This is a genomic window from Peribacillus sp. NPDC097295, assembly GCF_044761665.1.
GTDB lineage: Bacteria > Bacillota > Bacilli > Bacillales > DSM-1321 > Peribacillus.
Genome location: NZ_JBIWCW010000007.1, coordinates 106044 through 116392 on the forward strand (window position 1 = coordinate 106044; position 10349 = coordinate 116392).

Sequence of the window (10349 nt, forward strand, 5' to 3'; positions counted from 1 at the left end):
AGGGGGTGTAGTGAATCGTGAAGTTTGCATTACAAGGAATAGTAGCCATGCTGTTTCTATTACTATTCACATTTTGTGCGTGGTATGAAGGAAGTGAAATTTTAGATCGATCAGGGGAATGGAAGTATTCAACGCCTTTTTCAGAAGAGGTGGAGGATTCGAAGGATATTTCCAATCTGGACCATTTTGTATATGCGGCCAAGTTCAGACCGATGTTCCCGGCACTGATGATGATGACGCTCTTATATCTAGTCATGCTAACGGGCCTTAGAGTATGTAAAGGAAATCATAATAAAACGGCTTCATTCCTAACCGGTCTGGGAGTTACAGTAGGGCTGCTAAGCGGTTTGGTCTGGGAGTCACCGACTGTAGGAGGGAACATCTTCAAGGGCATGTGCCTGATCATTGGAGTGGTGTGCATCTTGCTTGGAGTGTTGGTTTATTTTAAAAAAACAATCACATTCAAAAAAGCCAGTTAAAATATAATAGTAGAAAAACACAAAAAGGAACTGTCCTCGATTGGACAGTTCCTTTTAGATTTACTATATAATAGGAAGAAACTCGAAATATATTAAAGTTTTTCAGAGACTGATTTCGATTGCATGTGCAAGGTCAAGAAGTCAGGACCGCCTGCTTTTGAACAGGTCCCAGACATATTGTATCCTCCGAATGGTTGGTAACCAACGATAGCACCTGTACAGCCGCGGTTAAAGTAAAGATTCCCCACGAAGAAGTCTTCGCGTGCTTGTTCAATATGGTCACGGTTTGTTGAAATGACTGCCCCCGTTAACCCATATTCGGTGTTATTGGCAATTTCTAGGGCTTCGTCAAAGTCTTTTGCTTTTGAAATAGCGACGATTGGCCCGAAGATTTCTTCTTGCATCAAGCGTGCTCTTGGTGCTACATCCGCCACAACAGTTGGTTGAATGAAATAACCAGTTGAATCATCCGCTTCACCACCAGCTACGATGCGTCCTTCTTCTTTTGCCACTTCAAAGTAACTTGTCACTTTTTTGAAGGCATTTTCGTCAATGACGGTAGCCATGAAGTTGTTATGGTCAGTTGGATCTCCAACCGTTAATTCTTTTGTCAATTCTACTACACGATCCAATACGCTATCGTAAACATCCTCGACGATGATGGCACGTGAGCATGCCGAACATTTTTGGCCACTGAAGCCGAAAGCGGATTTAACGATCGATTGTGCAGCCAATTCAAGATCGGCTTCTTTGTCGACGACGATTGTATCTTTCCCACCCATTTCGGCAATGACGCGCTTGATCCAAATTTGTCCTTCGTTTACGGCTGCCGCGCGTTGGTTAATGCGCAAACCGACATCGCGTGAACCGGTGAAGCTAATGAATCGAGTACGTGGATGGTCGACTAAATAATCGCCAACCTCGCCGCCAGGTCCTGGAATGTAGTTCACGACACCAGCTGGAAGTCCGGCTTCCTCAAGAATTTCGATGAATTTATACGCAATGATTGGTGTTGTAGAGGCTGGTTTCAGTAATATGGTGTTACCTGTAACCACTGCCGCAACGGCCGTCCCTGCCATGATGGCAAAAGGGAAGTTCCATGGTGAAATGATGACGCCCACACCCAGTGGGATATAACCGAATTTATTGTATTCGCCCGGAAGACTTTGTACTGGTTTACCATCTTTCAATTCAAGCATTTGACGTGCATAGTATTCCATGAAATCAATGGCTTCTGCTGTGTCAGCATCTGCCTCAACCCATGGTTTACCCGCTTCAAGGGTCATGACTGCAGACATTTCATGACGACGGCGTCTTGTAATCGCAGCTGCTTTAAATAGAATGTCAGCCCGTACTTCCGGTTTAACTTTGCTCCATGTCTTAAAGGTTTCATCGGCCACTTGCATCGCTTTTTCAGCGAGTTCCTTGTTTGCTTTTGATACAGTGCCTACGACCTCGGTTTTTTTAGCTGGATTGTAAGAAGTGATTTTATCATGAGTTGTAATCCGTTCCCCACCAATAACTAATGGATAATCTTTTCCAAGTTCACTTTGGACTTTTTGAAGCGCCTCAATGTATGCTTGTTGATTTTCTTTTTTTGAAAAGTCAGTTAGTTTTTCAGTTGTGTATGGAATCAATTTAATATCCTCCTTATAATCATGGTGCCAAATAATTGTGCACATATGTTATTGTTAATATATATATAATGCAACATTTTTTGGCATAATTCAATATCTTTTCAGAAAATTTATAAAAATTAAAAAGAGGTGATCCAATGAAACAGCAAGATTTACATGAAATCTATAAATATATAACAGACAATATTTCATCGGGGATACACGCCGTGGATGCTCAAGGTAAAACAGTGATTTATAATGCTAAAATGCGGGAGCTAAAAGGGATTTTGCCACTTGAGGACGATTATTTTGAACAGGAGATGATTGCGAAGATCAACGATAGCCATCTCTACCGGGTCTTAAAAACGTGTGAGCCCATCAAGAACTATAAAAAGAATTTCTGGAATAGCGTAGGCCAAGAAATTGTGACGATATCCGATATCCATCCCATTATAAAAGACGATGTATTGATTGGGGCTGTCGAGATTTCAAAGGATATTACGGAAAGGGAATTAATGGCCTATCAACCGTTGCGACGGTATGGTCAACCCCTGACATTCGATATCATTACGGCTGTTTCCCCGCTTATGGCAGGTGTTATTGAAAGGGCTAAAATGGCTGCCAAAAATAGAATGCCTGTTTTGCTTTATGGAGAGTCGGGAACGGGAAAGGATATGATTGCAGAGGGGATCCATCATGATTTGAACCCGGGAAATGATCAATTCATTACACTGATTTGCCGGAATGATGAACAAGCATTGATTGACCAGCTGAAGCGGCAAATCGATAAAAATGAACAAGTCACGATTTTTTGTGAGCGTGTGGAATACCTTTCCCTTGGAGGCCAGGAAAAGATTCTTAATCTGTTCAAGGAACATCTGGAGAGTCACGTTTTTATAGCAAGTGTCGGAAAAGACCCGATTGATTTGATTGAGAGAGGGCAGCTTTCGAAGGATTTATATTACTTCTTTGCATCCGTTTGTATAAACGTCCCTGCACTATGTGACCGAAAAGAAGACATCAAGCCCTTTATATCGGACTATTTCAAGCGCTATCGCAACACTACTGGGAGCCGGATCCAGGGACTTTCAGCTAAAGTGGAACAGATCTTTCTCGATTATGATTGGCCAGGTAATTTGAAAGAGCTGGAAGTATTGCTCGATGATATAACAAGCACGATGACGAATGAAACGCTCATTGACTTTGATATGCTGCCGATATATTTCCGGTGGAAGGTTCAAAGTGAAGAGCTTTCCGATACGACCGGGAGCATGTTCATAGCGGAAAATGAAAAAGACATTCGCCCATTAAGCGTATTCATGAATGAAGTCGAAGAGTACTATATTCAAAATGCGTTGAAAATGTTCGATGGCAACGTTTCACAAACGGCAAAAGCACTTGGCTTGCGAAGGCAAAGCCTGCAATATCGCCTCAAGAAATTCAATGATTAACATACATTCCCGAATAATGGACACCTTATTCGGGTTTTTTATGTTCAGCAGAACAAAAAAAATGACCCCCGTATTAGACGGGAATCATCTAGTTCACCTTATAGTGTTTTTTGTTTGACCAAACGTTTTTTCGAAAGTCGTCCTAAAATGAAAGCTCCTGTCGCTACGCCAATACCGATATTCGTTTTCTTGTTGAAGACTTGCTTTGTGACCAATGTCAGGTTTTGTGGTCTCTCCGCTAAGCGTCTCATGAAATACCCATACCAATCGGCACCAAATGGTACATATGTACAGAAATTATAGCCTTCTTTTGCTAGTTCAAGTTGTAATTCTTTACGGAATCCATAGAGCATTTGGAATTCGAATTTATCTTTAGAGATATTATTTTTTATAACGAATTTTTTGACATGGTTAATGACACGGTGATCATGTGTCGCTATCGATGTGAATTTTCCGTGTAGTAAATGGTATTCAATCAAGGCAATATAGTGTTTATCGATGTCTTCTTTGCTTTGATATGCAATATTTTCAGGTTCCTTGTAGGCTCCTTTAACAATTCTTAAACGGTAATCTTTGAATCTTTCAATATTCTCCATCGACTCATGGAAGTAAGCTTGAATGACGGTCCCTACGTTTCCAAATTCCTCTTGCACTTTTTCCATCAAATCGAATGAAGGATGTAAGCGTTCATAATTTTCCATATCGAAGTTGATGAAAATATTATATTCCTTCGCCTTTGCAGTGATTTCCAATAGATTCTGAAGGCAAAAATCATAATCAATGTCTAAGCCAAGCTGAGAAGGCTTGAGGGAAATATGTGCATCTGCCTGGTTTTCATGAATGGCTTCAATAACCTTGATAATTTGTTCCTTCGCAGCCGTCGCTTCACTTTTCTCGAATACGAATTCTCCAAGATTATCTACCGTACAAGAAATGCCTTGTTGATTCAAGTTTTTGATGGTATGAATCGTTTCTTCGATGTTCGTTCCTGCGACAACACTTTGTGCCCCAAGTTTTAACCCGTATCTTTGCGCAGCACTGTTCAAGGTTCTATTTTCTGACAGATGAATAAAGAAATCACGTAAAATCATGTGATGGCCCCCTAAATTATGAAATTATTTGAAGATTATAATATTTTTTCAAGAAAATCAAATCGGTTTTTTGAGATTTTATTTGAAAATTCAAAAATAAGTATTGGTAATAAAGGATTTTTAAGGAAAAATATATATTTTTTCAGAGTTGCGATACTGAATTTTCTTTATTTTCTATCTTTTCAAAATGATATTTATGGATTATGATGTGTATTACTTTCATTTTTGTTAAAAATAGGAGGATGAGATGGAGAATTATAATGTGAGAATCAAAACGATCGATACACATACGATGGGGGAAGCGACACGAATCGTCATCGATGGATTTCCCGAAATCTTGGGAGACACCATGATGGATAAGAAGAATTATGTACGAGATCATTATGATGATTTACGAAAACTGCTGATGAATGAGCCTCGTGGACATAAGGATATGTTCGGAGCCATCTTAACAAAACCGACTCATCCCAAGGCGGATATAGGTGTCATCTTCATGGACAGTGGATCATACCTGAACATGTGTGGTCATGGAACGATCGGCACGGTGACGATGTGCCTGACGAAAGAGATCATCCCAAAAAAAGATCGAGTGTTTATCGATACGCCTGCAGGTTTGATAGAATGCTTGATTACATACAAAGACCATGTGGTCGAAAGCGTTTCTTTTAAAAATGTTTCTTCCTTCGTTCTCTACAAAGATACCCCGATACAACTCTCTAACAATCTCCAGGTTCCGGTTGATGTGGCCTTTGGAGGAAGTTTTTTTGGAATAGTGAATGCTCAAGATTTAGGGATGAAAATATCACTGGATAATAAAAATGAAATGATACATAAGGCTTTGGAAATTCGTGATAAATTAAACAGTCAGCTATCCATCGAACATCCGTTAAAGCCGGAAATCAATACCGTGGACCTAATAGAAATCAGCGAAAAGGTCGGGCCTAATCATTATCGTAATGTTGTCATATTTGGCGATGGACAAATAGACCGTTCTCCTTGTGGGACTGGAACTTGTGCGAAAATAGCAACATTGAATTTGAAATCCGGGGAATCTATCATTCAAGAAAGTATTATAGGTTCAAAGTTTAAAGGGACCCTAGTTGAACATACAAAAGTGGCGGGGATTGAAGCCATTATTCCGGAGATTACAGGATCGGCATGGATTACCGGGGAACACCTTTTTGTATTACAGCACCATGATGTGTATGAAACAGGCTTCTCTATTTAATTTTTCTAACATACTAATTTGGAGGCGTTTCTATGAAATCTGTATCCAACTATCAAGTCATTATCATTGGATTCATGCTCTTCGCCATGTTTTTAGGCGCTGGAAATGTCATCTTTGCTCCGGTCCTTGGCCAAGAAGCAGGTACGAATACGGTGATTGCCATGAGTGGGTTTCTCATCACAGGTGTTGGTTTAGTCATCCTGGCGATTATTGCGTTAACGAAGGGTGGCGGCACCGTTGAGAAATTGGCGGGGCGGGTTCATCCGAAGTTCGCCGTGGTATTTAGCGTGTTACTGTTTTTAGCATTAGGGCCATTATACGTGATCCCTAGAACAACAAGTGTCGTGTATGAAATCGGTATTCGCCAGTTGATTCCTCGTTCTAACTTACATGTATTATTCTTATTAATATTCTCTGTCATCTTTATAGGACTTACCATCTATTTATCGTGGGAGACTTCCAAATTCGTGGATCGTCTTGGTAAAATGATCACACCTATCTTCGGGGTCCTGCTAGTCATTTTAGTGGGAAAATCCATTTTCACACCTATGGGTTCGATTCACGCCCCGATATCGGGTGCAGGCTATGAAACATCGACCGCTGCCTTTCTAAAAGGCTTTACGCAAGGCTATTTTACGATGGATGTTTTAGCGGCATTTGTCTTTGGTGGTATTTTTATTAAATCTGTAGATGCCTTAGGCGTAAAGTCCGCTAGGGAAGTATCTTCGGTATTCATTAAAGCCGGGATCGTCACGCTCATAGGCTTGATTTTATTGCAAGTTTCCATGGCTTGGATTGGCGCATCTAGTATAGATGCCATCGGATATAAGCAAAATGGCGGTGAACTGATTGCGTTGGCCTCTAAGTCATTATTTGGACAAGTTGGCTTATACTTAATCGGCGTTGTCATCTTCTTAACAGGCATTACAACCAATGTTGCTTGTCTTGCGGCAGTTGCAGAGTATTTTGAACGGATCATTCCATCGATTTCCTACAAAAAATGGTTGATTCTGATTTCTGCTGTGAGCTTGATCATCACGAACTTTGGTTTGAATACGATTCTTAGCATGGCTTCTCCTGTCTTAATGTTGTTATATCCGATTGCTATCGCATTAATTGCTTTAGTTTTCTTAGACAAACTGTTTGGCGGAGCTCAATCGGTGTATATCGGAACCATTGTGGGCGTAACACTTGTCGCCATTTTGGATGCACTAAAGGATGCAAATGTGGCCACTTCAACAATCAATGACTTATTCTCATTCATTCCATTTTTCACGAGCGGCGCAGGCTGGATCATTACCGGCATTATTGGCTTTATCATTGGCATGCTATTTAAAAATAAATCCTCGAAGAATACCAATATCGACTTGGAATATAATTCACATCTATCAAAGTGATTTAGTTCAAAACGAGACCTTTCTTAATATATAAAAAATAGTATTTTCAATCTAGCGATAATATCTACCAACCCGACGTTGTCTACTAACTGAAAGATTAGCCACTGAGCTAATCTTTTTTACTGATAACGATATCTCCTACCTTAATTATTAAATATAATGTGAAAATAATTATTTGCATATAATAGCATGATATATTATCTAATCGGGGAATATAAGCGATGACCCATAGCTAGAATTTGAACAATGAGGGAAATACCTATATATTTATCACTGAGTAACTTATGTTACATAGGCTATTTTTATAAAAGCTCGGAGGAGAATAATATGAAGACGATCAGTACAGAACAAGAATACCGCGAACAAATCAAACAAGATGAATTAACGGTCGGGATTTTCACGACAACATGGTGCCCGGATTGCAAGCGCCTCGACATGTTCATCGGTGACATCACAGCTGAGCATCAAGATAAGAAATGGTTCACAATCGATAAAGATGAGTTCCCGGAAATTGCCGAAGAACAGACCGTCATGGGAATCCCATCATTATTGGTATTCAAGAATGGAGAGAAAATCGCCCATTTACACAGTGCAAACGCTAAAACTCCAGATCAAGTGAATGAGTTTTTAAATAACCTGTAATAAGCACTTTTCGTAACCCCACATGTGATACATGTGGGGTTATTTGTATGTTGCATGATTAATTTTTAGGGTGTAGATATTATATGAAAATAATTAAGGGAGGAAGCATTTTTGAAAACATTTGATGTAGTCATCATTGGTTTTGGTAAAGGTCATTATTAGGGAAGTAAGGCAAAAAGATCGCACTTATCGATATATCTAAAAAGATGTATGGGGGAGCATGCATAAATATCTTATCTTGAAGCTAGAAAACTACTCAGGAGTGGAATGTATCGGGGATTTTTATACGTACAAATATCGTAGCTTTTAGGCTGAAGTCTCATATATCAGTCAAAATACGTGATATATCGGTCAAACTAGTCACTATATCGGTCTAATCAGATCTTTTATCGGTCAAAACAAGCAAAATATCAGTCAAATCCAAATCCAACTTCACCCATTATGATATTTGTTTGCCACAAAAAAAGGACACTTAAACAAATTGGATTGTTTAAGTGCCCTTTTCTTTATTTCCAGATCACCATCCTTTATAACTCCTCAATTTTTTTAAAGAGTTTGGTATAAAGTTCATTCTCATTCTTTTTATCGTCTAAATGAAAAAACCAAGCATCGTCTTTATTTGCATGATCATCATGCAAATAAACGGTCGTATGCGAACCATCAGTTAAAGAATCAGGGGCTGTTTCATAAGTAATGTCTTCATTAACAAATGGATAGTGCCTTTTACTGGAATTCAGAAAAACAATGGGAATTTCCGAACTAGTGTATACATCGACAAATTTATCGTCTGATGCAGCTTCGAAAACGTCTTTTGATAGCATAACGGCATCGTAATTTGCTGAAATTAGTGTGGATTCTTCAATGAATTTGTCTAATGATAACGGTTCAACGCGAATGTTTTTATTTTGAAATGAAGGAGTCTCGCCAATTACGGCAATCTTCAAAGGAGCTCCATCATATTTCACCTCACTATTGGAACAAGCAGCTAACAATACCAGGCTTACTAAGATAACGATTCTTTTCATGTAACTCTTTCCCCCTTTTTAGGATCTCTTCTCTTTCTTACTTGTTCATTATTCTGCAAAATATACCAAATTCCTTTTTGTTTCGTCATTCCCTCACTTTCATAAAAACTATCGTCCGTATTAATCCAGGGTGTTGTAATCTATCCATTATTTCAAGGAATGAAATAACTTTACTATTTGATTAAAGTTGTTGGTCAGTAGTATTAATCTTGTATAACTACACAATTATGCCATGAATATGGTTGGAAATACCTATATCAGAATATCTTTTTTAGCCGATATTTAAGTTAATATGGAAAAACCAATACTTTAGTAGGGAGAATGATATGAAGAAGTTAATTATACCGACTTTATGTTTTGCAGTAATGAGCACAGTTGCTTTTGAAGAACATATTTCTGCAGCTCCACTATCATCCGAACAAAAAAATATAGAAGCGACAACGAAATATGTAAATGTAAGTTCAGGATCGCTGAATATGCGCAAAAGCGGTTCGGCAAGCGCTGCCGTAGTGGCGAAGCTATCCAAAGGTACAAAGATAACGGTCTATTCCGAATCCAAGGGCTGGGCAAAAATCAAAGCGAATGGAAAAGAAGGCTATGTGAGTACGACATACCTTTCCACGAAAAAACCAGGAGCGGTTAAGCAAGCAGTGACCGCAACCGTCAAAACGACGACAAAATATGTGAATGTAAGTTCAGGGGCGCTCAATATGCGCAAAAGCGGTTCGGCAAGCGCGGCCGTAGTAGCGAAGCTGAGTAAAGGAACAAAGGTAACGGTGTATTCGGAATCCAAGGGTTGGGCGAAAATCAAAGCGAATGAAAAAGAAGCTTATGTGAGTACGACATACCTTTCCACGAAAAAGCCCGGAGCAGTCAAACAGGCAGTAGCTACACCCGTTAAAACGACGACGAAGTATGTGAATGTGAGTTCAGGTACGTTGAATATGCGCAGAAGCGGTTCGGCAAGCGCGAAAATAGTCACAGAGCTAACGAAAGGCACGAAGGTAACGGTATATTCAGAGTCCAAAGGCTGGGCAAAAATCAAAGCGAATAACAAGGAAGGATATGTGAATACCAAATACCTTTCGGCAACCAAGCCAGCCACGGCAAAACCAGCTTCGACTCCGGTCAAAACGACGACGAAGTATGTGAATGTGAGTTCAGGCACGTTGAACATGCGCAAAAGCGGTTCGGCGACTGCCAGCATCGTAACGGAGCTAACGAAAGGCACGAAGGTAACAGTATATTCAGAGTCCAAGGGCTGGGCAAAAATCAAAGCGAATAACAAGGAAGGGTATGTGAATACCAAATACCTTTCGGCAACTAAGCCAGCCACGGCAAAACCAGCTTCGACTCCGGTCAAAACGACGACGAAGTATGTGAATGTGAGTTCAGGCACGTTGAACATGCGCAAAAGCGG

General features: G+C 39.8%; 9 protein-coding genes. 6 read left to right on the forward strand and 3 right to left on the reverse strand.

The features are described 5' to 3' along the window. The first annotated feature begins 17 nt into the window (after positions 1-17). Positions 18-479 (forward strand): YjdJ family protein, encoded by a 462-nt coding sequence (locus tag ACIQXN_RS13975; RefSeq protein ID WP_402967426.1) that lies wholly within the window; start codon positions 18-20, stop codon positions 477-479. A 92-nt stretch (positions 480-571) separates the two neighbouring features. Here ACIQXN_RS13975 and pruA read toward each other — a convergent pair whose 3' ends face one another. Further along, the gene (pruA, locus tag ACIQXN_RS13980; RefSeq protein ID WP_402967428.1) at positions 572-2161 is read right to left on the reverse strand and encodes an L-glutamate gamma-semialdehyde dehydrogenase; all 1590 of its coding nucleotides are present in this window, start codon (positions 2159-2161) and stop codon (positions 572-574) included. A gap of 92 nt (positions 2162-2253) precedes the next feature. Here pruA and ACIQXN_RS13985 point away from each other — a divergent pair, with 92 nt between their 5' ends. Beyond that, complete coding sequence (locus ACIQXN_RS13985; protein ID WP_402967431.1) at positions 2254-3546, forward strand: AAA-type ATPase lid domain-containing protein; 1293 nt, start codon at positions 2254-2256, stop codon at positions 3544-3546. A 98-nt stretch (positions 3547-3644) separates the two neighbouring features. Here ACIQXN_RS13985 and ACIQXN_RS13990 read toward each other — a convergent pair whose 3' ends face one another. Continuing rightward, complete coding sequence (locus ACIQXN_RS13990; protein ID WP_402967434.1) at positions 3645-4637, reverse strand: proline dehydrogenase family protein; 993 nt, start codon at positions 4635-4637, stop codon at positions 3645-3647. Positions 4638-4884: 247 nt separating this feature from the next. Between ACIQXN_RS13990 and ACIQXN_RS13995 the strand changes: the two genes are divergently transcribed. From ACIQXN_RS13995 to ACIQXN_RS14005, 3 genes are all read left to right on the forward strand, one after another. Beyond that, entirely contained in the window at positions 4885-5865 is a 981-nt protein-coding gene (locus tag ACIQXN_RS13995; protein WP_402967437.1) for a proline racemase family protein, read from the forward strand. A 32-nt stretch (positions 5866-5897) separates the two neighbouring features. Next, the gene (gene brnQ / locus ACIQXN_RS14000; RefSeq protein WP_402967440.1) at positions 5898-7262 is read left to right on the forward strand and encodes a branched-chain amino acid transport system II carrier protein; all 1365 of its coding nucleotides are present in this window, start codon (positions 5898-5900) and stop codon (positions 7260-7262) included. Between the two features lie 327 nt (positions 7263-7589). Then, complete coding sequence (locus tag ACIQXN_RS14005) at positions 7590-7904, forward strand: thioredoxin family protein (RefSeq protein ID WP_402967443.1); 315 nt, start codon at positions 7590-7592, stop codon at positions 7902-7904. Positions 7905-8431: 527 nt separating this feature from the next. Here the strand turns inward: ACIQXN_RS14005 and ACIQXN_RS14010 are convergent. Further along, the gene (locus ACIQXN_RS14010; protein ID WP_402967446.1) at positions 8432-8929 is read right to left on the reverse strand and encodes an amino acid oxidase; all 498 of its coding nucleotides are present in this window, start codon (positions 8927-8929) and stop codon (positions 8432-8434) included. 326 nt (positions 8930-9255) lie between these two features. On the opposite strand from ACIQXN_RS14010, the gene ACIQXN_RS14015 reads away from it, so the two are divergent. Continuing rightward, positions 9256-10349: SH3 domain-containing protein (locus tag ACIQXN_RS14015; RefSeq protein WP_402967449.1), on the forward strand; the 1094-nt coding region annotated here is incomplete at its 3' end.

What these genes read in the sequence shown, in the direction of transcription:
- pruA (WP_402967428.1), bottom strand. Translation starts at nt 2,161, where the DNA reads ATGTGCACAATTATTTGGCACCATGATTATAAGGAGGATATTAAATTG.
- ACIQXN_RS13985 (WP_402967431.1), top strand. Translation starts at nt 2,254, where the DNA reads ATGAAACAGCAAGATTTACATGAAATCTATAAATATATAACAGACAAT.
- ACIQXN_RS13990 (WP_402967434.1), bottom strand. Translation starts at nt 4,637, where the DNA reads ATGATTTTACGTGATTTCTTTATTCATCTGTCAGAAAATAGAACCTTG.
- ACIQXN_RS13995 (WP_402967437.1), top strand. Translation starts at nt 4,885, where the DNA reads ATGGAGAATTATAATGTGAGAATCAAAACGATCGATACACATACGATG.
- brnQ (WP_402967440.1), top strand. Translation starts at nt 5,898, where the DNA reads ATGAAATCTGTATCCAACTATCAAGTCATTATCATTGGATTCATGCTC.
- ACIQXN_RS14005 (WP_402967443.1), top strand. Translation starts at nt 7,590, where the DNA reads ATGAAGACGATCAGTACAGAACAAGAATACCGCGAACAAATCAAACAA.
- ACIQXN_RS14010 (WP_402967446.1), bottom strand. Translation starts at nt 8,929, where the DNA reads ATGAAAAGAATCGTTATCTTAGTAAGCCTGGTATTGTTAGCTGCTTGT.